General features: G+C 44.7%; 18 protein-coding genes and 1 pseudogene. 12 read left to right on the top strand and 7 right to left on the bottom strand.

Annotated features, from left to right (window positions below; all coding sequences use genetic code 11):
• Positions 1–135: 135 nt before the first annotated feature.
• Positions 136–459: pseudogene (locus tag AB4375_RS05520) on the bottom strand (PTS sugar transporter subunit IIA); the annotation flags it as partial.
• A 187-nt stretch (positions 460–646) separates the two neighbouring features.
• On the opposite strand from AB4375_RS05520, the gene AB4375_RS05515 reads away from it, so the two are divergent.
• The 9 genes from AB4375_RS05515 to AB4375_RS05475 all read left to right on the top strand — a co-directional run bounded on the left by AB4375_RS05515 (position 647) and on the right by AB4375_RS05475 (position 12,189).
• A complete protein-coding gene (locus tag AB4375_RS05515) occupies positions 647–1,267 on the top strand; it encodes a hypothetical protein (RefSeq protein ID WP_017060596.1) in 621 nt (206 codons plus the stop codon).
• Positions 1,268–1,712: 445 nt separating this feature from the next.
• Positions 1,713–2,921, top strand: coding sequence for a NupC/NupG family nucleoside CNT transporter (locus tag AB4375_RS05510; RefSeq protein ID WP_372051165.1), 1,209 nt, complete (start codon positions 1,713–1,715; stop codon positions 2,919–2,921).
• A gap of 320 nt (positions 2,922–3,241) precedes the next feature.
• On the top strand, positions 3,242–3,511 hold the full coding sequence (locus tag AB4375_RS05505) for a hypothetical protein (protein ID WP_017060599.1): 270 nt from the start codon (positions 3,242–3,244) through the stop codon (positions 3,509–3,511).
• A gap of 114 nt (positions 3,512–3,625) precedes the next feature.
• Positions 3,626–5,059 (top strand): TolC family protein, encoded by a 1,434-nt coding sequence (locus tag AB4375_RS05500; protein WP_372051164.1) that lies wholly within the window; start codon positions 3,626–3,628, stop codon positions 5,057–5,059.
• The gene (locus AB4375_RS05495; RefSeq protein ID WP_372051163.1) at positions 5,056–6,285 is read left to right on the top strand and encodes an efflux RND transporter periplasmic adaptor subunit; all 1,230 of its coding nucleotides are present in this window, start codon (positions 5,056–5,058) and stop codon (positions 6,283–6,285) included. The genes AB4375_RS05500 and AB4375_RS05495 overlap by 4 nt, the downstream gene beginning before the upstream one ends.
• A gap of 2 nt (positions 6,286–6,287) precedes the next feature.
• Positions 6,288–9,476, top strand: a complete 3,189-nt coding sequence (locus AB4375_RS05490) for an efflux RND transporter permease subunit (RefSeq protein WP_372051162.1) — start codon at positions 6,288–6,290, stop codon at positions 9,474–9,476.
• A gap of 135 nt (positions 9,477–9,611) precedes the next feature.
• Complete coding sequence (locus tag AB4375_RS05485) at positions 9,612–10,322, top strand: response regulator transcription factor (protein ID WP_372051161.1); 711 nt, start codon at positions 9,612–9,614, stop codon at positions 10,320–10,322.
• Positions 10,319–11,572: a sensor histidine kinase gene (locus AB4375_RS05480; protein ID WP_372051160.1), complete on the top strand. Its 1,254-nt coding sequence runs from the start codon at positions 10,319–10,321 to the stop codon at positions 11,570–11,572. The genes AB4375_RS05485 and AB4375_RS05480 overlap by 4 nt, the downstream gene beginning before the upstream one ends.
• Positions 11,572–12,189 (top strand): class I SAM-dependent methyltransferase, encoded by a 618-nt coding sequence (locus tag AB4375_RS05475; RefSeq protein ID WP_372051159.1) that lies wholly within the window; start codon positions 11,572–11,574, stop codon positions 12,187–12,189. The genes AB4375_RS05480 and AB4375_RS05475 overlap by 1 nt, the downstream gene beginning before the upstream one ends.
• Before the next feature lie 144 nt (positions 12,190–12,333).
• On the opposite strand, the gene AB4375_RS05470 is transcribed toward AB4375_RS05475, so the two are convergent.
• Complete coding sequence (locus tag AB4375_RS05470; protein WP_017060606.1) at positions 12,334–13,476, bottom strand: DUF3541 domain-containing protein; 1,143 nt, start codon at positions 13,474–13,476, stop codon at positions 12,334–12,336.
• Positions 13,477–13,759: 283 nt separating this feature from the next.
• Between AB4375_RS05470 and AB4375_RS05465 the strand changes: the two genes are divergently transcribed.
• The gene (locus AB4375_RS05465; RefSeq protein ID WP_372051158.1) at positions 13,760–15,115 is read left to right on the top strand and encodes a diguanylate cyclase; all 1,356 of its coding nucleotides are present in this window, start codon (positions 13,760–13,762) and stop codon (positions 15,113–15,115) included.
• A 163-nt stretch (positions 15,116–15,278) separates the two neighbouring features.
• Positions 15,279–16,928, top strand: a complete 1,650-nt coding sequence (locus AB4375_RS05460; protein ID WP_372051157.1) for a DEAD/DEAH box helicase — start codon at positions 15,279–15,281, stop codon at positions 16,926–16,928.
• A 554-nt stretch (positions 16,929–17,482) separates the two neighbouring features.
• Here AB4375_RS05460 and AB4375_RS05455 read toward each other — a convergent pair.
• Positions 17,483–19,003, bottom strand: coding sequence for a DUF3612 domain-containing protein (locus tag AB4375_RS05455; protein ID WP_372051156.1), 1,521 nt, complete (start codon positions 19,001–19,003; stop codon positions 17,483–17,485).
• A gap of 169 nt (positions 19,004–19,172) precedes the next feature.
• Here AB4375_RS05455 and AB4375_RS05450 point away from each other — a divergent pair, with 169 nt between their 5' ends.
• Positions 19,173–19,769 (top strand): hypothetical protein, encoded by a 597-nt coding sequence (locus tag AB4375_RS05450; protein ID WP_372051155.1) that lies wholly within the window; start codon positions 19,173–19,175, stop codon positions 19,767–19,769.
• Positions 19,770–19,896: 127 nt separating this feature from the next.
• On the opposite strand, the gene AB4375_RS05445 is transcribed toward AB4375_RS05450, so the two are convergent.
• From AB4375_RS05445 to codB, 4 genes are all read right to left on the bottom strand, one after another.
• Entirely contained in the window at positions 19,897–20,913 is a 1,017-nt protein-coding gene (locus AB4375_RS05445) for a GGDEF domain-containing protein (RefSeq protein WP_017060611.1), read from the bottom strand.
• Between the two features lie 457 nt (positions 20,914–21,370).
• Positions 21,371–21,583 (bottom strand): cold-shock protein, encoded by a 213-nt coding sequence (locus AB4375_RS05440; RefSeq protein WP_004740083.1) that lies wholly within the window; start codon positions 21,581–21,583, stop codon positions 21,371–21,373.
• 358 nt (positions 21,584–21,941) lie between these two features.
• Positions 21,942–23,219: a cytosine deaminase gene (locus AB4375_RS05435; RefSeq protein WP_017068656.1), complete on the bottom strand. Its 1,278-nt coding sequence runs from the start codon at positions 23,217–23,219 to the stop codon at positions 21,942–21,944.
• Positions 23,220–23,228: 9 nt separating this feature from the next.
• Complete coding sequence (gene codB / locus AB4375_RS05430; protein WP_032545811.1) at positions 23,229–24,467, bottom strand: cytosine permease; 1,239 nt, start codon at positions 24,465–24,467, stop codon at positions 23,229–23,231.
• Between the last annotated feature and the right edge of the window lie 382 nt (positions 24,468–24,849).

Raw genomic sequence — 24,849 nt, 5'->3', positions numbered from 1 at the left:
CGCCACTGAATGCTTTCTAGGTGTGATGCCTTAACTCATATTCGATGAGAAATGACCAAGCACCAGAAACAGAAAAGCGATAGCCGAGGCTATCGCTTTTTTTAATGGGGGCTTATCAGGATTTTTAGATCGAGATTAGTATCGCTTTAAGATCTCGATGATCGCTTGCTCAGTTTCCGCTGCGATGATGGCATCAATGTCATTATCATTTTGGAACAACTCTGATAGCGCCATAATCGTATGGATGTGGCTATCTGAGTCCATCGCCGCCAGAGTAATCGAAAGGTAAACGTCACCGTTGTCTTCTGACTCTAAATCAACACCCTTTTTGAATACCGTTACTTGCAGTGATGCTTCGTTCACACCATCTTCAGGGCGAGCATGAGGCATCGCAATTTTTGGTGCCAGAACATAGTACGCGCCGATGTCCTTGTGCTTTTGCTTGATAGCTTGAACATAATCTGTTCATTTCATAACGTTCCGTTACAAACCCTTTTTATTGACTGATGACTCAATAAATTTAACCCGATGTGTGAGCGAATTTATATAAATAACAATTATGTAAAATATTGATTTTATGAATGTTTACTCATTAAGTCGATTTTTGTTAGAACAGCCTATTCAAAACAATAAGATAGGTAAATCTATGAAAAAACTCGTCAGTTTACTGCTCGCTGCAGTATCGTTAGGGCTTTCTGGTTGTGCAACGGTATTAACAGCAGAACAAAGTGCGCCTCAACTCAATGAAGTTCCACAGGAAAAAGCGTTGACCGTCGCTGTAATCGATAAGAGACCATACGTTCTCGATCATGATAAAGAGCCAAAATTTGAGGGAATTATTCGCAGTTCGTTAGGTATTCCTTATACCTACAACACGGCGACACAGCAGCCAATGTCTCAATTTTTGACTGACAGATTGGTCGCAGGCTTGAAAAAACAGCAAGTAGCTGTTGAGTCGGTTGAGACGACGCCTGAAGAGGATATCACCAAGGTTGCTGAGCAGATGAAAGCATTCGACAACAAATCGATGATGTTTGTCTTGAATGAGTGGAAGTATGACTTCCACGCATTTACGGATAACTCTTGGTACAACGTTAATGTGATTATCTATGATGAAGCTGGTAATAAGCTACTCAGCAAAAATTTCCAAGGCGAGAATGATGTACCTGATGGTGGTGCAATCATCAATGAGATGCAACTGATCTACAAACAGCGTTTTGAAGAGATATTCCGAGATGCTGAAGTGAAAAGTGCCCTGCTAAACTAGTTATTCCCACTTTGATCTCATATTTTGAAAAAGCCACACTCTGTGGCTTTTTATTTTAATGATGGTTTTTTTTGCATTATTTCTTGCTGGAAAAATTAATTATTGCGAGAAGTAGTTCGATTTGTACGCTTTATGACCGCGCGATCGTTTGCGTCAAAAAATGTGATGAAAGTCTCACTTAACTGTTTATACTTCTCTTCCGGTTTTAAGCCGGTGCTTAGCCAATACAAGCCGTCACATGGATATGTGAATGACCCCACGGACCGGACCAGCTACGTTCCACTGCTTGTATAAGGTGATTTTTTACATGAACAACTCGTTGTTACATTCGCTAACCCTGTTAGCTCCTTCATCGCGTAGCGTTTTGCTTGCGGTTCTTTGTCCTGTTCCTTTGATGTCATTTGCTTGGCTCATGTTCACTCTTTAAGGATTACTAGGACACATTATGAATATTCTATTTGGTTTTGTCGGTGTTCTTGCACTGATTGCTTGCGCGTACCTGTTATCTGAAAGTCGTTCTTCAATTAAATGGAAAACGGTCTCTCGTGCACTATTACTTCAAATCGGTTTTGCAGCCTTAGTATTGTATTTCCCTTGGGGACAACTGGCGTTAACAAGCCTAAGCAATGGCGTTTCGAGTTTGCTTGGTTTTGCAGACGTTGGTATCGCTTTCCTATTTGGTGATCTGGCTACTGAAGGCTTCATTTTCGCGGTTCGCGTACTTCCAATCATTATCTTCTTCAGTGCTTTGATCTCTGCGCTCTATTATTTAGGCGTTATGCAGAAAGTGATTCAAATCTTGGGCGGAGCGGTGCAAAAACTGCTGGGTACAAGTAAAGCTGAATCTCTGGTTGCTACAGGTAATATCTTCCTTTCTCAGGGTGAGTCTCCTCTTCTAATTCGTCCCTTTTTAAAGTCTATGACTCGTTCGGAACTGTTTGCTGTCATGGCAGGTGGTATGGCGTCGGTAGCGGGTAGTGTACTTGGTGGTTATGCTGGCCTGGGTGTTGAGCTTAAATACCTAATCGCTGCAAGCTTTATGGCGGCTCCGGGTAGCCTGTTAATGGCGAAGATCATCGTTCCTGAGCGCAGCACACCAAGTGATTACGACGATATCGAACTAGATAAAGCTGACCAAAGCAACGTGATTGATGCATTGGCAAGCGGTGCGATGAACGGTATGAAGGTTGCGGTAGCGGTTGGTACTATGTTGGTTGCATTCGTGAGTGTGATTGCGATGGTCAACACTGGCCTAGAAAGCCTAGGTGAAACGTTCGGTTTTGCGGGTATTACGCTACAAGCTATCTTTGGTTACCTGTTCTCGCCTCTTGCATGGCTGATCGGTATCCCAAGTGACGAAGTATTGATGGCGGGTTCTTACATCGGTCAGAAGATCGTTATGAACGAGTTTGTTGCTTTCATCGACTTCGTTGAGAACAAAGCTCTGTTATCTGAACACAGCCAAGTGATCGTGACTTTTGCTCTATGTGGCTTTGCTAACATTGGTTCTATCGCGATTCAGTTAGGTTCAATCGGTGTTATGGCACCAGAGCGCCGTGCTGAAGTTGCAAACTTAGGTTTGAAAGCTGTAGCTGCTGGTACGCTAGCAAACCTAATGAGTGCATGCTTAGCGGGTATTTTCATCCTGCTTTAAGCTAGATTCAGTTAAAGCGGACGTTTACTTACGGAGTTAACGTAAGGAGGGTGTCCGCTTTTTTGTGCCTGTTAATCAGGCGAAATCAGGTTTTGGCCGTCGACTGTGATTTGTCTATCGTGAATAAAAGCTCACTCGGAAGAGTAATAGAGCCAGTTCCTTTTATCCGATATACTTGAATATCATCAGGTTGCGATTAATAACATTCGGCTTCGATTAAGAACATTCGATTTCGATTGAGAATATTCGGTTCCGACTAAGCATATCCGCTTTCGATTAGGAACAATGGCAACCAAGCTAAATTAATCAAGGGTCTCTCCATGAACATTCGCGTTCTCATCGGTCTTATTGTTACCTTCATTGGCTTGTTTGCGATGGTTTACCTAATTGCTGGCGGCGCTCAGTTTCCTATCTACCAGTGGCCAAAAGAGGCTTATCTCGGTTTAGTGTTCAGCGTGGTGTGGGGGGCTGGTGTCGCAGCGTCTGTAGCGTATTTCTTCTCGGCATTGGTGTTTGTTACTGTCGCCGTGGTTTGCTATGCGATCGGTTATAAAATCGGTGGGCTCTTTTCAAGCAAGTCAGAAGCGTAAAGCTGAAGTTTAAACGTACGCTTTTTGTATTTTCTTTTGGGGTTAACGTTCGCCTTAACCCTCTCTTAACCCCCAGCTCGTTATCTTGTCTCCATTCTTACAGGAGACAAGAAGATGAAATTGAATCTTCCTTTAAAACATTCCCTTATTTCACTTGCTCTAATCGGATTGATGGGTTGCACGACAACCAGTCAGGCCGACTATGTTTCACTCGCTGAGCAAAGCACTAATCAGACACAACAAAGCTTACTCGCAGAGCTGATTCAACAGGCTTCTAGTGATCAAGCGTCGACTCAACAAGATCGAGACGCTGAAAACCTACAACTGACCGATTTAGTGAATGCACCGGAGCTCGATCTCTATATCGAGCGCGCTCTGCAGAACAGCCCAAGCCTCCAACAAAGCATTACAGCACTCAAAATAGCTTATGCGCAGCAAGGTGTAACTTCAGGTGATCGCTTACCAACCGTCGATGCGAGCTTTTCTGGTCAAGCTGACGAAGGCACTAACGGCTCAAGCACTACTGAAACCTACACCACTGATGTCACGGTTGGTTGGGAGCTCGATCTATGGCAGAAGCTTGCAGACACAAACAACGCCGCTTTGAAAGACATTGCGACGTCTCAGGCTAACCTTCAGGGCGCTCAAGATCTTTTGGTCGCGAGTGTGATGAGAGGTTGGCTTGATATCAGTTTGAAGCAACAGCTTGTTGATATTGAAACGCAGCGTTTGGTGATTCTAGAAAACAATGAAGAACTTGTTTTAGAACGTTATCGAGCAGGGCTAGGTAGCCTTGAAGATCTAGATAATGCAAAAACCAGCAGCGCATCGACTCAAGCAACCTTAGCTGATTACCGTGAGCAGCTTGCACAAAGTCGACGTGAGTTGGTTTTGTTAACAGGGCAATGGAGTGGTGAGTCTGATGAGCTATCCCTTGCTGAGCTCGGTTCATTCCCAACCATCATTAATCCGCTAGAAAACATGCCGACACAAGATCTAGCAGGTCGTCCCGATCTTCAAGCCGCTTTCTTTAATATCGAAGCAGAAACATTGCGTGCTGACGCGGCGTACAAAGCGATGCTGCCATCTATCAGCTTATCTGCCAGCCTAACCGATATGGCGGATTCTCCGAGCGAAGCTCTGCTTACCGGGCCTTTGTGGAGTGCGCTTGGCCAAGTGTCAGCACCACTGTTTCAAGGTGGCAAGCTAAAAGCACAGGCAGAAATTGCTGCCCTAACCACAGAAACCAGCTACTGGGCTTACCAAGAAACACTGCTCAATGCGGTGAATGAAGTGGAAAACGCAATGGGGCAAGAGTCCTCATTAACGCTTCAACAGCAACACCTAACGAACGCCTTGGTAAGCGCACAACGCAGCTTCACTAGCTATGAAGAGAAATACCGTCAGGGCTTGGTCGACATTTTTGATCTACTTACTGTTCAGCAGCAAACCTATGACCTTGAAGCGCAGTTAACACAAACCATTTATAACCGTCTCGTAAACCGAATTGATTTAGGCCTAGCTCTGGGCTTGGGAGTATCTTCATGAAACTGAACACCATCACAATTGCAATCACCTTAGTTGCTGGTTCAAGCATTTTTGCTGCCCTTGCTTACAATGGTTCACAAGTGGCTCCTGCTCCTAAAAAGACGAATGAACTAACGGTTTCAGAGCCTCAAGCTACGCCTATTCAAACCAAGTCTATTGATACGACGACCTTGCCAGCTTCACAACAACAGCAAGTGTCTGTGGTACTTGTCACTCTCGGTGACTACCAAGCAGAAGTGGTGGGGTACGGAGAAGCGAAGTCGCGTTATGAGCTGATGTTTTCGACGGAAGTTGGTGGTCGAGTAGAGACAATCAGCTCGCAGTTTGAAACTGGGCAAGTGATTGGCCAAGGCGAAGTGATCGCTAATATCGATTCGACCAGTTACCAACAAGCGGTAACTCAAGCGAAGGCGAATGTTGCTCAAGCTCAACTGGATTTATTGGAAGAACAGAGGCAAGGCGAACAAGCTAAGTCTGAATGGCAACGTTCTGGTTTGTCTGGCGAGCCGGATTCACCTTTAGTATTACGTGATCCACAACTGGCACAAGTAACAGCAGCCTTGGAGAACGCCAAGCTAGAGTTGGTAAAGGCTGAGCAAGACCTCGAAAAAACAACCTTGGTTGCCCCTTTTGATTCGTTGGTCGTGAGCCGTGATGTTCAACCGGGAAGCTACGCACAAACGGGCGCTCAGATAGCCACGTTATACAGCGTTGATGAGGTTGAAGTTTCTGTCCCCCTTTCTGAAAGCCAATGGTTGAGCCTACCCAACAGCGATAACACCCAACTGAAAGAGCAGCCGTGGCCAGTGACTCTATCGAGTTCTGACGGTCAATTCCAATGGCAAGGTTATGTCGAGCGTGTTGAGCAGCACTTACAACAAGACACGCGTCAACGTTCATTGATCGTTAAAGTCGATAATCCTTTGGAGCAAGAGAAAGATCTTTATCCAGGCACATTCGTACAAGCAACGATTTCAGGCAAGCAACTAACTCAATTGTGGGAGCTTCCGGCTTCTGCACTTTCGCAACAAGGTGACCTGTGGTTTGTGGATGATAGCGGTCAACTTTCGAAATCAAACGCGAATGTTGAATTTGAAAAGGGTGGTTTGATTTATATCGACCCTACCAAACTGGGCGTGGAAATTGGTGACAGTGTACAAGTGGTTAAGCGTCCGTTAAGCAGCTTTAAAGCGGGCATGGTCGTTCTGGCTAAGGCGGAGGGTTAGTCATGTCTCATGAGTTGAAACCGAATAACCAAGCGGACAGTAACCAGAAGCCAACTAAACCACACACTGGCGCAATCGCATGGTTCGCGAATAACTCTGTAGCGGCGAATTTGTTGTTAGTGGGCGTGATCATCATCGGTCTTTTATCGCTTAACACGCTACGTAAAGAAGCATTTCCAAGCCTTGAACCCGATGTGGTAACTGTATCTGTGACCTATGACAGTGGTGACCCTATTCAGGCGGAAGAAGGCCTAGCGATTAAGATTGAAGATGCGTTAGAAACCGTACCGGGCATTAAGCGTATTACGTCAACGTCTGATGCGAATGGCAGCCATGTTTCGATCGAAAAAACCAGCACTTACGATCTTGATACCCTATTAGCCGACGTAAAAACCAAGGTAGATGCGATCAATAACCTGCCTTCTGGCGCTGATAATCCTGTGATTGATAAAGCTCGCATGCAAGATCATGCCTTATGGGTACAGCTTTATGGGGATGCAGACAGAGCAACGCTGCAGAGCTTAGCCGAGCAATTGAAATCAGATCTACTGAGCCAGTCATCCATTCGTGATTTGGAAATCAAAGCCAAAGCCGATCCTATGATCTCGGTTGAGGTTGATGAGAACAAGCTACAGGCTTACGGCTTAACTCTGACTGACGTTTCTGAAGCGATCAATGCGGAATCTTCTGCGGCTATCTCGACTAGCCTTCGCAATGGCGAAAAAACGGTTCGTTTGAAGGTTTCTGAACAGGCGTATGAGATCCAAGATTTCAATGCGATTCCGGTGATGACGACGACTGACGGTACGCAAATTACCTTGGGTGATATTGCCAATGTAGAAGACATGTTTGCCGACGACACTTTCATGCTGTCTCGCTATAACCAACAGAATGCGATGGCAATTCAGATCGTGATGGATGAATACGGAGACGTCGTCAGCATTGTTGAACAAGCAGAGAAAGTGGTAGAACGCTGGGAAAACAGCAACATGCTGCCGAGCGATGTCGAAATCGAAACTTGGTACGACAAAAGTACCATGATCAAAGACCGCTTAAGCCTATTGATGAAGAACGCGCTCACCGGTATTGCATTGGTGTTCATGGTGTTAGCGGTATTCTTAAACGTGCGTGTCGCTTTCTGGGTAGCAGCTGGCTTACCGTTTGTCTTTTTTGGCACCATGTTCTTCATGACAGATACCTTCATGGGGTTAACCATCAATGAAATGACCACCTTTGGTTTCATTATGGCGCTCGGGATAGTAGTCGATGATGCGGTGGTGGTTGGGGAAAGTATCTATTCCACGCGCAAAGAAGAAGGCGATTCGATAGGCAGTACTATACGAGGCACCATGAAGGTGGCATCACCGACTATATTTGGTGTGTTAACGACAGTTGTTGCCTTCTTAGCGTTAGCGAATGTTGACGGTAAAATGGGGCAAATTTACGCTCAATTCGGCACGGTCGTGATTATCTGTTTGTTGCTGTCTTTAGTTGAGTCTAAGTTCATTCTGCCATCGCACCTTGCTCATATTAATACTAAGCGTAGTGAGAAGAAGGGGCTGTGGGCTCGCGTTCAACATGCTGCCGATACTGGGCTAGGTTGGTTTAATAAGCGTATCTACTGCCCCACAATTGAATGGGCGCTGAAACTGCGTTATGCGGTAGTGATGGTTTTCTTGTCATTGCTTATTTTAGTTGCTGGGTTACCAATGACGGGGGCGGTTCGTGTAGCGTTCTTCCCTGATATGCCGGGTGATACGGTAACTGCGGATATGTCGATGCAAAACGACGCGAGCTTTGGCCAAACACAACAAAACTTATTAGTGCTTGAAGCGGCGGCAACACAAACGGATGAAACACTGAGAGCCAAATACGGTGCTCAAGATGAAGCGTCTAAGCTGTTGAGTCTTCAAGTTATCGCGGATGCCGATGATTCTGGCCAAGTGAAAATTGAATTGGACAGCGACAGTGTCTACACATCGAACGAGTTTGCTGATGCTTGGCAAGAGACTGTGGGCCAGATGGAAGGGGTTAAGAAGCTCAAGATCTTGTCTAAAATGGAGATGGTCGACAACTTCAAAGTAGAGCTGAAAGCATGGAATGAAGAATCAGTGACTGCGGCGGGTAATGAATTCTTAACCAAGCTGCAAGCGATTGAAGGTGTGAGTGGTATTGACCATAACTTGGATCTTGGTGAGCCTCAGTATCGTTTTGAATTAACACAGCAAGGCCGTGCGTTAGGTTTCGATACGGCAAGCCTTTCACAACAAGTATTACAGGCGTTTGGTGGTGATATCGTTCAGCAGTTCCAGCGTGGTAAGGATGAGGTAAAAGTTCGAGTTCGTTACCCTGAATCGGATCGCCAAACCATTGCGGATATCAAGCAAGCGAGCGTGAGAACCAACGACGGTACCGTGGTGCCTTTGAGCACGGTTGCTGAAGTATATTCTGATTACCAAGTATCAGAGATCACACGCATTGATAGCCAACGAGCGGTGTACATCAGTGCAGTATTAGATAAAGACGTGGTTGCACCTGCTGAGCTTGTTCATCAGTTGCAAGACACATTAGTACCCGATTTAGAAGCGCAATACCCGGGATTAACGGTCGACTTTGCTGGCGAAACGGAAGAACAAGAAGAGACGGCTAGTTCAATGATGAGTATGTTCATACTTGCCATGATAGCGATTTATACGCTGCTTGCTATCCCGCTGAAGTCTTACATTCAACCAGTGATCATCATGACAGCGATTCCATTTGGTATTGTTGGGGCAATCTTAGGGCACTGGTGGAATGACTTAACAATCAGTATCCTATCGTTAAACGGTATCCTTGCGTTGAGCGGTGTGGTGGTGAATGACAGCTTGTTGTTGGTTTCTCGTTTCAACGAGCTAATCAAAGAGCAGGGCAAGTCGGTTCACGATGCGATTGTTGAAGCGTGTTCTGGTCGACTAAGAGCGGTATTACTTACATCGGTCACGACGTTTGCAGGTTTGACGCCACTATTAAGTGAAACGTCTTTACAGGCTCAGTTCCTGATCCCTGCGGCAGCGGCGCTAGGCTACGGTATTTTGTTTGCGACGTTTATTACACTGATTCTAACGCCAGCATTGTTAATGATTCAGTGTGAGATTAAGTCTCTGATTCTTAAAGTCACAAATCGAGTCAAAGGCGTTGAACAAACGGCCTAACAATAGCTAAGCTAATGATATCTAGGCTGATAAATGCCGAGCGAGGCTCAGCAACTTCGGTCTAGGTTCATTACCGAACAAGATATTAAAGATCACTACAAAGCTACACTACAACTAACAATAGAGGTCGTCACGATGGCAGAATCCGTCACCAATAAACTCACAGATAAGCTTCAATTGCTTTTGGTTGAAGACGACCTTGATTTAGCCACTGCTGTTATTGATTACCTCGATTTAGAAGATATCCAGTGCGATCATGCAGCGAATGGTTTAGCTGGACTCAACCTCATCGAAACAAACCGATATGACGCGGTAATTCTCGATCTCAACTTACCTAAAATGAACGGCTTGCAGGTGTGTGAGAATCTCAGAACGCAGGGTATTGATACACCCGTTTTGATGCTGACTGCACGTGATACGCTTGATGATAAGCTGACAGGCTTTTCAAAAGGGGCCGATGATTACCTGGTGAAACCTTTTGCAATGGAAGAGTTGATTGTTCGAGTGCAAGTGTTGGCGAAGCGACGCAGTGGTCAGGTTCGCCGCTTGTCGGTAAGCGATTTGGAAATTGACCTAAAACAGCATCAAGCCTATCGCGATAATTCCCCTTTAAAGCTTTCGCCTACCGCACTCAAAATACTGGAAATCTTGATGCGTTCTAGCCCTAATCCTGTTTCTCGTGAGACCATTATGCAGGGCGTGTGGGGCGACGATCAACCAGACAGTAATAGCTTAAAAGTGCATATCTTCAATCTGCGTAAACAAGTCGATGCTGAACAAGACAATAAGCTGCTGCATACCATTGCGGGTAAAGGTTTTGCGATTAAGGAGTTACGACAAGAATGAAGATCAGACCAAGTCTAAGGATCTACGTTTTATTGGCGATTCTGGTTACAGGTGTGACGACGATTCTGGTTCTTTCTGCCTTGAGCGTAAATTACTTTGTCTCTGGGATGGATATCGCTATGCGTGGCTCTATGATTGCCCAAGCGCAACAAGATGCGGTAAAGCCGGGTAAGCCTATGACCAATCAAGAATTTACGGTGGCGACCCAATGGACCGACTTGCCACAAAGTATTCAGAACAACCTTAACCAGAACGAACTGCAATTCAACCGCATGACCAAAATAATCATTGGCAAATCTATATTCTCACCTCCCGAGAAAGGCTATTTCGCCATGAAGGTGATGAAAGGTAATGAGGTTCGTTATGTTTCTGCGGTGTTTGCTCAAAAACATGACCCTTTCATTAATGATGAAGGGCTTCCGCACTTTATCACGATTCTTTTGACCGCACTGGGTGCGATCGTACTGTTTTTCGTTATCTTGGTTTTGGTGTTACGTAAGGTGGCATCGCCTGTTGAGCAGCTAAAGAACTGGGCCAAATCGCTAGATAAAGATAACCTCAGTGAACCGACACCTGATTTTCACTTCAGTGAACTGAACACCTTGGCTAACATCATTCGTGATAGTTTGAGTTCGGTTCAAAACAGCTTAGAACGAGAGCAGAAATTTTTGGGTTACGCGAGCCACGAATTACGTACTCCTATTGCGGTCACAAGAACAAATAGTGAATTGCTAGAGAAGTTGATTCAAAAGGGAAAGAGCCCAGAAAAGCAGCTTGAAGTCATTGATCGAATCAAGCGCGCGGGTTTCACCATGACAGATCTGACAGAAACCTTGTTGTGGCTTACCCGACAACAAGACAAAGATCTGCCTCTAGAAAACATACATCTCGGTGAACTGCTGCAACAAATAAACCACGATTTAAGCTATCTATTGAATGGCAAAGCCGTGGCTGTGAATCTTGAACGCGACGACACACAATGTCAGTTGCCAGTCGGACTCACTCGCATAGTGCTGACCAATTTGATTCGCAATGCTTTCCAACACACAGGAAGCGGTACCGTGGGCATCGTTCAGGTAGGCTCGAAAGTCACCATTGTTAATCACAACACTGACGGCACGATAGAAGACAATCATTTGGGCTTTGGTCTAGGGTTAGAGCTCACCGAAAAGCTGCTCGCGCAATATCAATGGCAATACCATAACCAAGAGCTGGCTGGTGGTCGTGAAGTGTGGGTGGATTTCTCGTAATGCACTGGCTCGATCGTTGGAAGGTGTATCGCTATCATCGAAAGCAGACAAACCGCTCGAATGGCGACAAGGCTAAAGCTTTAGGTTGGACTAGCGAAGAGAGCCAGTTGTGTCGCTTTGAAGTGATCGCTCGTGCAGCGGACTTCGAAAAGAAGAGTGTTTTAGATTTGGGTTGCGGCTATGGCGAGCTGTTTGAGCTGCTCGACAGCATCTATCGCATTCAATCTTATACCGGCGTTGACCAACACGCAGGCTTTCTTAAGAAGGCAAAGCAAAACTATACAGAAGATCGTTGTCGGTTTTTGTCGGGTGATATGAGCAAAATGAAACTTGAGGCGCACGACATTGTCATCGCGAGTGGTTCACTGAACTACATCTCTCGTGATTCTGATTATCTGACAAACATGATTACTCGCATGTATGAACTGGCGAATCAGACGGTGATTTTTAATCTTCTCAACTCAAGCCAGTATCCTTCGCGTAATACCTTGATGAGTTATCACCCTCAAGGTGTCTATCGTTTCTGTAAAACGCTCTGCGATGATGTCTCTTTAACGGAGGGCTACGCAGAAGGGGATTTTACGATAGTGATGAACAAAGCCGTGTCAGGAGCTTGATGTCGTCTTTGTTTTTATCTTTACGCAGGTTTTGATATTAACAACTTTTGATACGAGTACTGACGTAGTAAACAGCAAAAAGCCGCAGCCTTGAAAGGTATGAGGCTTTTTGGGTTCTATGATGAACCTAGGCTAGGTATGTTGCTAGTTCTTCGGTGGTTGGTTTTTAATGAGTCCGTAAGGGATGTTAGTAAACACCTTAGGGTTGCCTTCATAAGTCGGCGCTTCATTCACTTGCTGCCAATCGAGTAGCATGATTGCTAATACGTTGCGGTGTTCACCGTACTCAAGGTCAAAATCGCCAGTAATTGAAGGGATCATGCCTTGTTTCTCATCGATTGAAGCTTGAATCGCGAGTCGAGTTTTCTCTAGAACTGGGTCATCTTCTAAACCTGCCAATAAGAAGGTTAATCCAACCTCAGCAATCACATCTTCTTTCGCACGCAGCAGAATCGTATCGATGTTTTCTCTAAAGTAATCGTAGATCCATTGATGGTCTTGTTCGCTTACTTGATGTTGGTAATATTCTGAGTCGCCGAAGATGACGTGTGTCATACCATAGATCTTATTGCCGAATTGCTGGCTTGAGAGTTTTTTGTCTTTATCGTCTGGATACGCTTTTTTGAAGGTATCGACAAACTCATCAACGACATCCTGCTCACCCAGTTGGCGCAACCAGTAAACCTGATTCGCTAATTGAGCGGCCCACGCTTTCACCATGTCTTCATTGGTCACGTATCGTGAGAAGTCATAGCGACGAATGATTTCGCGTAGCTTGGCATCGTTCTTGTGTTCTAAACCGTATTCGTTAGCACGAGCCATAGAGCCTAGAAGGTCAACACCAAGGTAAAGGTATTCAGGCATGTGCTTGGTGATGTTGTAGCGTCGAATACTGCGCTCATCGTTATCACCAATATAAGATGCAACTCGCTTCTCTGAGTAGAGTACGATTTGTTCCATGGTTTGAACGTCATTCGACAGGGTGCTGAGCTTGCTTGCCACTCGAGCCATGTCGCTCCACACCGCCGCTGAATACTTATCGTCTAATGTTTGACGATACATGCGCAGCCCGTAGTGACCTTCTTTGAATGCAGGCAGGGTGTAAAGCTGGCTTTCGTAGGTGGTGCGAATTAGGTCTGCAGATTGCTTGAAAGATTGTTCTTGAGAATTGAGCGAATCTGCTTGGGATTGAACGTTCACTGCGGTTGGCGCTTGAACGTTTTCTTGTGCGTGAACGGCAACCGAGGCTGATAGCAATGTACACAGTGTGATAGTTTTTAACTTCATGTCGTGAGGTACCAAGCTGATTATTAGTCTATGTAAAATAACATTGATGAATCCTTCAATGTAAGCGTTGAGTCAATACAATGTAAGCTTTATAAGGTTCACTAACCCTTTTTGATTAAACCATTCGTTTAGTAAAGAAGTTTGAAGTGATGGATCACTCAATATTTGATAGATAGTCGACGTCAGTATGGATTTTTAATGACTTAGCGGCATACTGGGGCAATAAGCCAGAAATGAGCCGTTATAAGGCAGTATATAGAACAATAGTGTTAGAGGTTCGTAAATGCCAAGTGGTTCTAGCAAGCAGTGGTCTGCCAGAGTAGTATCTTTTCTTTTTTTCCTTGCGATAGTAAGCGCAATTGAGTTCTTTCATGCCAAGCAATTAACTTTTCTTAAAAACGAATCGTATTCAGAGGCAAAAAAGCAACTATCCATTATTCGTTCTCGGATTGAAGCCGCGATCGTGTCAGATATGTATATCCTCAATAATTTCTCGACCTTAGTGACCATCAACCCCGATGGTGAGGTGAAAAATTGGGATAAGATTGCTGAGAATATCATTCAAGATGGCTTCCATATTCGACTTATCGGACTCGCCAAAGACGACATTCTAAATTTTGTTTACCCGCTGGAAGGTAATGAGCAGATTCTCGGTATTAATTATCGTGATCACCCAAATCAATGGGAGTCTGTTGAGATAGCCCGTAATCTTGGCAACACCTTTATTGCTGGTCCCTTTGAGTTGTTTCAAGGTGGGCAAGCCCTCATTACGCGTACTCCGATCTTCCGAGATCCGCCTTTTAATCAAGATTATTGGGGTGTCTCCAGTGCTGTTATCGGTTTAGATGAGCTGTTTGAAGATGTTGGAATCGGCAAGATCGAGAAAAAGTATGAATTAGCAATTCGTGGTGCAAACAGTTCAGGGAAAGATGGCGCTGTCTTTTATGGTACTCAGGATGTGTTTGATAATGCGTTTGCCACTGAACAGGTGAGTTTTCCATACGGGGGTTGGTACCTTGCTCTCTCCGGTAACGAACATGTATTGATGGATGAGCCTTGGTATCGCATCCAAGCGGTAAGGCTGGTGGGCTACTCCATAATATTAGTGCTGGCGTTTGCTTTCTTTACTATTTATCGCCTTTACCGCATTGCAGATAGCCGCTCTATGCATGATGAGTTAACGATGTTACCGAATCGTCGATACTTCATGTATAGCCTCAAGCAGGCCTTCAAAACCACTCAAAAACAGAGAGCGAGAACCTTTGCCGTTGTAAATATCGACCTCGATGGGTTTAAAGCAATCAACGACACTTATGGTCACGCGGCAGGCGATCAGGTATTGATTGAGTGTGCTAACCGCATCAGAAGTGAGCTGCGTGTTTCAGATATCGTCGCAAGGATAGGCGGTGATGAGTTCTTGGTCTTGTTGCCACGCATTATCGATGATCAACACGTATCGTCGATCGTGACTAAACTACGAAAGGCGATATGCTCGGCACCAGTTGTGTACGACGCGCACTCTATTTATCTCAGAATCAGTGTGGGTTGGGTTATTCACAATAACAACTACAATGATGTCGATGCGCTCTTAAAAGCCGCTGATGAAAAAATGTACGAACAGAAGCGACAAGTTATCTAGGTTGAATTTTAGCTGCGATTAGAATTTAGTTGCTGAATGGGGGGAAAAGCCTCAGAATACCGCGCTTTGCTCCGTATCAATGTATTTGATGAGCAAAAGCTGAAGCAACGCACTTTTTAACGTGTTGCTCATACTAAATGTTATTCAACTGAGAAAATAATCTATGAGTTTTACCTCCCTTGGCCTTTCTGAACCGATCCTTAAAGCTATTGAAGCACAAGGTTACGATAAGCCATCACCAATACAAGAGAAAGCCGTGCCAGCTGTCCTAACGGGCAAAGATGTTATGGCCGCTGCTCAAACAGGTACAGGTAAAACTGCAGGCTTCACGCTACCTATTCTTGAAATGTTATCGAAAGGTACTCGCGTACGTCAGAACCAAGTTCGTGCGCTCGTGCTAACGCCAACTCGTGAGCTTGCTGCGCAAGTGAATGGCAGCGTAGTGAAGTACGGTATTAACTTACCGCTGACTTCGACGGTCGTGTTTGGTGGTGTGAAGATTAACCCTCAGATGCAAAAACTGCGTAAAGGTAGTGACGTGTTGGTGGCAACACCTGGTCGTCTACTTGACCTATACAACCAAAATGCAGTGCGTTTTGACCAACTAGAAATCCTAGTGCTAGATGAAGCGGACCGCATGCTAGACATGGGTTTCATCCGCGATATTCGTAAGATCTTAGCTTTCTTGCCTAAGAAGCGTCAGAACCTACTGTTCTCAGCGACGTTCTCTGATGATATCCGCAGCTTAGCGAAAGGCTTGGTGAACAATCCTGTTGAGATTTCAGTAAGCCCTGCAAACTCAACGGCAAAAACGGTTGAGCAAAGCATCTACCCAGTAGACAAAAAGAAAAAGAGCGCAATGCTAGCGAAGCTAATCAAAGATAACGATTGGCAACAAGTGTTGGTGTTCAGCAAGACCAAACACGGTGCGAACAAGCTTGCTCGCTTCCTTGAAGAGCAAGACATCACTGCTGCACCTATCCATGGTAACAAGAGCCAAGGTGCACGTACTAAAGCCTTAGAGAACTTCAAAACAGGTAAGGTACGAGTACTTGTTGCAACTGATATCGCCGCTCGTGGTATCGATATCCCGCAACTGCCTCAAGTAGTTAACTTCGATCTTCCTCATGTATCAGAAGACTATGTACACCGTATCGGTCGTACTGGCCGTGCAGGTGAAGTAGGTAAAGCGATTTCATTGGTTTGTGCTGATGAAGTGGGTGAGCTGTTCGGTATTGAACGCCTGATTCAACAAGTGCTAGAGCGTCGTGAACTGGAAGGTTTCTCTCCAGTAAATAAGTTACCTGAGTCTCGCTTGGATTCACGTCCAATCAAGCCTAAGAAACCGAAGAAAGCAAAACAGTCACGTGAACATGCTGATGGTCAACGCTCTGGTGATAACGCTCGCGGGCACAAGCCAGCAGGTAAGAACAAGCGTCATGTAGCTGGTAATGGTTCGGCTCCAAAGCGTAAGCCGACATCTGGTAAGAAACCTGCTGAAAACAACTCAGCTGCGACAACTGAAGATAAATCAGTAAGAAACAACGGCAGCAACTTTAAACGCGGTAGTGCGGGCAATAAACCTGCTGCAAATAACGCAGGTGCTCAGAACACTCTGAGCAAACCAAGCGGTGCGGGTAAATCTAACGGTACTGGTAAGCCAAACAACGCGGGTAAACCTGCAGGCAAACCTAAGAAGTCTGGTTACGGCGGTAGCTACGGCCCAAGCAAGTCGTCAAATAAGCCGACAAGCAACAAACCTTCGACAAACAAACCGTCTCGAAGCCGTTCTAAGCCAGCTCCTCAGAAGTAATCTTTTCTGAGATATTGAAAGAGCAACGAACATGAGTCGCTTTATAAAAAGGCGTCTCGTGGGTTAAGTTCTTTCTGTCATAGAAATCGAATAAACGCGAATATTGAATCTCAATGTTCGCGTTTTTTTATGGGTGTTGTTTATGTTGAGTAACCGTATAGCTTGAGTAAGCTAGGGGAGGTTTATTGCTGTTTAAAGTGATTGAATCTAAGGGAAATATGACATTTTTGGGAAGGGTAATGAATCTTTAATTATTCATTAATAATAACATAATCACTAGCGTTTTTGTTGAATTTTGCAATTTGCAATTCCAGTTTGCAAAACAAACAAGGATATCCGGCCAATATGTGTCCAGATGCGTAGTAAATACGTGTTTTAAAAGTTGGCACGCATGCTGCATTAGTAATGGTGACCCTTCTTAAGCCGAGGGTCACCTAGCCAACTGACGTTGTTAGTGAACCTTTTTTGTTCACACAAAATATATGACCAATCACCCTTATTGTGATTGGTTTTTTTTGCCTGAAATTTAGGTTCTATTTTTTGTTATTACTTTTTTACTCACCACACTTAGAGTAACAGCTTGGTTGGCGTGGGCATTCTCCACCTCTGGAGCAGATAAGCCTCGCCTCTGTCTCAATCCCACGTTCAATCCAATTTATATTTAGAATCTTGGCTATTGTCGTGAGATCTTTCTTGATGTTACGCGGAATTACCACAGAGCCACCATTGTTAACGCATGACGCTTTAAGCTGCTCTGCTATGTCTCTTGAATTACCGCCTTGAGCATCAATCGCAGGGTTGAGATCTATACCAGCACACAGCACACGATTGTTACCCGCAGGATCCGTCATATTGATGGATTCACAGCAGTAGATCCTTGGCTCATCACCCACGTTCAAAATGGATATTTGAGCCGAGCTTCCCGCTCGAGGTTCTGATAATCGACGGAACACAGCCCAATGTTGACATGGGTCAGCGACCGTTCTCATATTTCCCCAAGGCAGTGGAATCCCGTTTCCGCGATATACCGCCTTGAGTTTCCCCGGCCCATAAGCATCAAAGTAGTGCCAGTGAGGGTAGGGCGATACTACAGTCATTCGACGCATCGCAACAGAGGGGGAAACCCCTGCTCTTTTGTGAACGTCGATTTCGTAACCAGTGCGGTCAAGTAGCTGCCTAAACGGGACTTTCGGGCACAGAAGTGCGCCAGCAAAGAAGCTGGATTCAAAGTCTCGCCATGCTTGAAGAATATCTTGGGAGTTGAGCCCTGATACCTGGTTGTCGTCCCACGTGTTGTTGTTACCGACCGACAACACACTCTTTAGGCCTTCTTTGCTGTGCAGAATGCAATGACCGATATAAACCGAAAGGTCGTATTTCAGACGAGTTGGATACTCTTTAAGAATCTCGTTTAAGAAGATAGTACCGGGAGGCTCAAAGAAGGAGGTCACTAACTGCTTAGCGTTAATTCCGAGCTCATCGACGACGTCTTGCGGCGTGCGCGTCACCCAGCGGATGTTGATTCCTAGGCTTCTAGCGATGTCTATCAGGTCTTCTACGCTGAGGTTAAGACGTTTTAAGCCTACCTCTTCCGCAGCGCGCTCAAGGTCAGGGAAGTGGTTCTGGTTGCTCTCTTGGTGTGCTCGAATCAAGAGGTGCGCAAACTGGCGGCCTGAAATGCCCGTTTGTGACAGCATCTCAGGAATCGCAATTTGCAGGATGTCGTTTGAGAATAGGAAGCTCGGCTCGAGCGCCATGCCACTTATCCCACCACGATTCCCCTTATCAGGAGCAATGGCTTGTTGTTCAGATTCGTCGTCGAGGAACCACGTCGGATTCTTCTGAAAGACCTGTGCAATCACTTCCAGCATATCGATGCTCGGAACCCGCTTTCCACGTTCAATCATTGAAAGGTAAGAAACGGAAGGAGCACATTCTGGGTCGATTCTAATACAACGCGCAGACAGGTCTTCCATCGTTAAATGGTTACGTTTTCTTAGGTTACGTATTTTCGTACCTAGGAAATGTGACTGACGAACTAAACTTTTTGACAAGGCCATATTTGTAAAATTCACATTGTAAAATTTTTGTTGTGAAATTGTATGTAAAAAAGCGCTAATCTACAAACTAAGCAATTCACAAAATGACAAATAAATTAAACGTTAGTTTGGAATAATTGCTCTAGGACACATTTTTGCTGTAGAAATCGGTGGTTATCACCGGACTGGTCAAGAGGGAAAGACTATGAATATGCTTACATTCGATAAAACAGAAATCCAAAAACAATCAAAGCCATTTATCGCTGAAGCTGTCTTTGCCGTGGAGACAATCAATGCTAATCAGCAAACTGAAAAGCAAGTGAAAGCAAAGCAGCTGCTTGATCGACTATTCCCACTAGAGAATGGCTCACATCAAGACGTAACCAGCTACGTAGTCGATTACCGCCATATTATGGCTTACTTTAAAGACGGTCAGCACAGCGGTCTGAAGCACCCTAAGCAGTTTGTAGCGTACATGGGTGAGAAGAACGACCCAGACTCTATCTTGTTTCGAGATGGCAGTGGCAGCCACCTAGAGGTGATGTTTGGTTGCCACAAAGGGACAGGTTGTATTGAGCTAGTAGAAATTGATGATATTCAGTTGGAATCATGCACCACGTTTGGCCAATCACCAATGGAAGCAACAACCACAATGCGTGAAGAGACCATTGCAGCGATGCGCCACTGGATCAGTTTGATTCAAGGTGACGCAAAGGGTAAACCAAAGGCATGCAGTGAAGATAAAGAGTTCAGATCAAAGAGTGGTGAAGACTACTGCTTGAATTATTGCTTCCAGATCTAACGGTGAATCCTAGTTAGCTAAAGTAATTTATACAACTAAAGAAAAAGCCCCGAAGATAATGTCTTTGGGGCTTTCTAGTCTCAATACGAGCCGACTAATATGTCGATAAGAGCATTGTTGGTGTGTTTTACAAAGGCATGACTCGGTTACGGCCAAGTGATTTCGCTTCATAAAGTAGCTTATCAGCACGTTCAATCAGCGATTGAGCTGATTCGCCGGGTTCAAGTTCAGCGACACCAAACGATGCAGTGATACTGCCGACTTGTTGACCACTGCGGCGATCTTTTATCGACAGCTTTTCTAGAGAGCGACGATTGGTATCAGCGAGTTGACGAGCAATACGCAAAGACTTGTTAGGCACAATCAGCGCGAACTCTTCACCACCAAATCGATAGGCAGAAATACCTTCACGGCAACTTAACTTCAGCTTGCGAGCGATCGCTTTAAGCACCATATCGCCAAACAAGTGGCCATAGGTGTCGTTGAAATTTTTAAAGTGGTCGATATCGAGAAGAATCAGACACAAAGATTGTTGTGCTTCACACAGGGTTTCTATGTCACGGTCGAAAGAGCGACGGTTATAGAGTGTGGTTGTACTATCGAAAAGCGCATCTTTCTGAACTTCTACTAACTGGGTTTTTAGCTTGGTGATCTCTGAGGTTGCAGAGTTTAGCTGAGAGTTTAAAAACTGAGTAGAGTGACGAATATGACGGGATTCAGACACCAGCTGTCGAACTAAGGACATGACTTCATCAATAGATAGGCTTTCATTATCAACACGAGCCAAGTCCTCGAAGCTTTTATCGATCATGTCAGAAAAAGCGGAGGTGTCGGTCAGGGTGTCATTCATTGAATTGGAAACTTCAGAAACTAACAGTTCCAAATTAGCGCGAAGGTCATTGATATTGGTTTCGGATTTGCTGGCAACATAATTGTTGTATAGCTGCTCACCAACGGCAGGAGGACAAATACCGTAGTGTTCTAAAACACCATCCATGTCTTGAGTCAGCTGGGGAATAGCGTTATCGACATAGGTGTACCAAAGTGCGTAATTTGCAGGTGTCGTTGACACCCTGTTCTTCATCATAAGAGGCACCGCTTTTTTTAGATTTGCGGTGGATTTCTGAAATTCGTCTTTGTTCATTATTTTTACTGCAGATACCAAAACAACTAAGCCACTTGCGAACAAGGTTAGCGGATTTCGAAGGTCTTTGCTTTAAAAATTATATGATTAGTGGATGAGGGTTGGATAAATAACTCATTTTTATTTTGAATATCGATTGCGTATTCATAAGCGTAATCTAATGGATTGTTCTTTAACCATATTGGGGCTTATCAAACTTTCGGCGTAGCGTGAGTTAGTATCAAAAGATTGCTGAGAATTAAGTGTTGTCTAGGGAAGTGCATACAAAAAGTGACGTAAATTGATCGTTGAGCTTTAACTGAGAAAGTCTAGGTTGAGGACGCTTGGCTGGTGATTTGCATTTGTTCAGAGTTTACGGGGGAAAGCCTGTATCGAGAGGGGAAATGTTTATAAGCAGGCATAAAAAAGCGCCGATAAAAATCAGCGCTTTAAAATTCTTTTTAGCTATAAGAGCTAATTATTGAGCAACAACGTTTGCTGCTTGTAGGCCTTTTTGACCATTTTCAACTTCGAAAGAAACCTTTTGGCCTTCTTTCAGAGTTTTGAAGCCTTCAGAAACGATTGCACGGAAGTGTACGAATACGTCAGCGCCGCCGTTGTCTTGAGAAATGAAACCGAAACCTTTCTCTTCGTTAAACCATTTTACAGTGCCAGTATTTGTGTTAGACATAATTTGTCCCTTATTCATAAATTTTCTAAGTTGTTGATTGCATTTAATGCAATGCGCTGATAATTGAATTATTTAATATTGCTAAGAAATAAGGAAAAACTACTTACAAAAACGGGTAACGATTTTACATGTCAATTTTTTACTATTCATCTAACTTAAATAACTCCGGCTAACAGAGCGAGAGCATGTTAACACAGTCTTTTGAGATGTACACGCATTGCTTAAGAAATTTGTGCTTTTTTTGTCATACCGTGCGAATGTACAAGATTTACACTGATTTAGTGATAGTTTTGTCGCTTCGTCCAACACAACAAAAGGAAGCATCTCAGCTTCCTTTTGATCATTAGTATAGACGATATTAACGCTTAAAGTTGATATCTTCAGTTTGATCTAAATTTATTTTTGTTTTCGCTGGTTGAGTCTCTGCAATCACCTTACCGTGGCGTATTGAGTACTGCACTGGTACTTGGCGGCGTACTGCATCAAAGCCATTGTCAGCAGGAAGAATCAGCAAGCTACCTGGCTTACCTTCTTCGATACCGAAGTTGTCTTGAATGTTCAATGTGCGAGCAGAGTTCTTGCTGATCAAATCAAGTGAGTTGTTGATTTGGTCGTAGCCCATAACCTGTGTTACATGCAGTCCCATGTGCAGAACTTGAAGCATGTTCGCTGTGCCCAGTGGGTACCATGGGTCAAACACATCATCGTGGCCAAAACAAACGTTGATGTCTGCTGCTAGCATCTCTTTAACGCGCGTTACACCGCGGCGTTTCGGGTAATCGTCGAAACGGCCCTGTAAGTGAATGTTCACTAGCGGGTTTGCCACGAAGTTGATACCTGACATCTTCAATAGACGGAACAGGCGAGATGTGTAAGCACCGTTGTACGAACCCATTGCAGTGGTGTGGCTAGCAGTTACTTTCTCGCCCATTTCAAACTTATGAGCAAGGGCTGCTAATGTTTCCACAAAGCGAGACTGTTCGTCGTCGATTTCATCACAGTGAACGTCGATCAGACAGTCGTACTTGCGTGCAAGCTCGAACACATAATGCAAAGATTCAACCCCGTATTCACGAGTGAATTCGAAGTGAGGGATAGCACCGATAACGTCAGCGCCGATCTTCACTGCTTCTTCAAGCAACTCTTTGCCGTTAGGGTATGAAAGAATACCTTCTTGAGGGAATGCAACGATCTGGATGTCGACCCACTCTTTCATCTCTTCACGAACTTCAACCATCGCTCTTAACGCAACGAGTGTTGGGTCAGACACATCAACGTGTGTACGAACGTGTTGAACACCGTTAGCTATCTGCCATTTCAGTGTTTGCTTGGCACGAGACTTTACGTCTTCGATTGATAGCAGTTCTTTGCGCTCAGCCCAACGCTCAATACCTTCAAACAAAGTGCCAGAGATGTTCCAGTTAGGCTCACCAGCAGTTTGAGTAGTATCTAGGTGGATGTGCGGTTCACAGAAAGGAGTAACTGCAATGCCACCTTCAGCATCAAGGATGTCGCCTTGATGATTGATTTGCGCGCCATTATCGAGAATGCGAGAAAATTGACCATTTTCAATCAGAATCTGTTTCAAGCCTTCTTGGTCTTGAAGTTTCGCGTTCTTGATTAATAAGGTTGTCATAGTGTGTCCTTAAGCGGCCTGAGATTTCAGAGCTTTTTTGTTCAATAGAGGATTAAGCACGAGGTAACTGATTGCACCACCTAACACTGCGTTCAAAGGAACAACGCCAGGTAGGAAGTGACCAGCGGCTACGCCTGTTGCTACCGCGATAATGCCAGCCCAGTTAACGGTTTGGAACTCTGCATTTGCAAAATCTTTGTAACGTTTACGGTTCGCGAAGAAGTCGGCGATGATTACGCCACCAATTGGTGGAATCGCCAGCGAAAGGAAGGTTAACCAACCAACGAAGTTGTTGTATAACCAAAGTGCGAAAATCGTACCGATAATGCCGTTAATGATTGACATTGTAGTACTTGAGCGACCAGTGATGTTAGATAAACCCAAACCGGATGCATAAAGTGCATTTTCATTGGTTGTCCAGATATTCAAGCCAAGCACGATGATGGCTGGAAGCAGCAGACCTTGCGCGATCATCACATCTGAAATATCAGCCTGACCGGTTGCTGCTGCTCCTGCTGCGCCGAAGATAAACATCAGCGAGTTACCGATGAAGAACGCAACCATAGTAATTAATACTGCGCTTGCTGGCTTTTTACCAAAGCGAACGAAATCGGCCGTTAACGTACCCGCACTTACGAACGAACCTACAACCATTGCAAGAGCCATTGAAAAGTCCATTGGCGTCTCTGGTTTAATAAGTTGCAATTGCTCTAGTCCACCAACACTGTCTACCGCAGTCAGTACTGAGTAACCACCCAGAATCGCAATCGCAGGCACTGCAATCGCTGAAAGCACCATTAGCGCTTGAATGCCGAAGTACACTGTACCCGTCATCAATAAGCCAGATACGATAATCAAGGTGTTGGTATCAATGCCCGTTGCTTTTTGTACTGGAATAGCAAACATCGCAACACCCACACCAAACCAACCGACTTGTGTACCACCAAGTAAAGCAGAAGGAAGCCATGAGCCTTTAGTACCGAAAGAGAAACGAGCAAGAAGGTGGGTAGAGAGGCCAGTAGATGAGCCGATGTAGCCAAGAAAAGAAGTGTAAATACCGAGGATTAGGTTACCGATGAGAACGGCGAGGAAGAAATCGTTGAATGAAAGACCTGTCCCGAGTGAACCACCTGTCCACATACTTGCAGAGAAGAAAGTGAGTCCAAGCATTACCATGGTGAGTGAAGCGACTCCTTTCCTAGCCGATGTAGGAACCGGCCCTAGACTGTAGTTATTATCAGCAGCCATTTTTTACCTCCGCAAATGATCAAAATTAAAATTAACGGTCGCCGTATTGCAGGCAAACGTGCGCATTATGGTGATATAAATCACATAGTCAATGCTAATTTTGTCAATAAGGGTCCATAAAAACCAGTTATTGCAGTGATTATCTTGTAAAACATAGGGTTATTTTCTGCCTTTATTTTTAAAAAAAAAATAGAAAACGTTTTCTATAATGCGTTGGTTATCTGCTGTTCTTGGTTGGCTATGAATGCTTATTATTATACGTCTGAATGGGTGTCTGTATCGAAAAAGAGGGCGGTTGGCCAAACTGCAGGCAAAAAAATAGCCAATCGCAATAATCGCAATTGGCCTATATATTTTGTGAACAAGAATAGGTTCACTAACA

Source organism: Vibrio sp. 10N.261.51.C6, assembly GCF_041471785.1.
GTDB classification, from domain to species: Bacteria; Pseudomonadota; Gammaproteobacteria; order Enterobacterales; family Vibrionaceae; genus Vibrio; species Vibrio crassostreae_C.
This window is presented reverse-complemented; position numbering and strand designations above follow the sequence as displayed.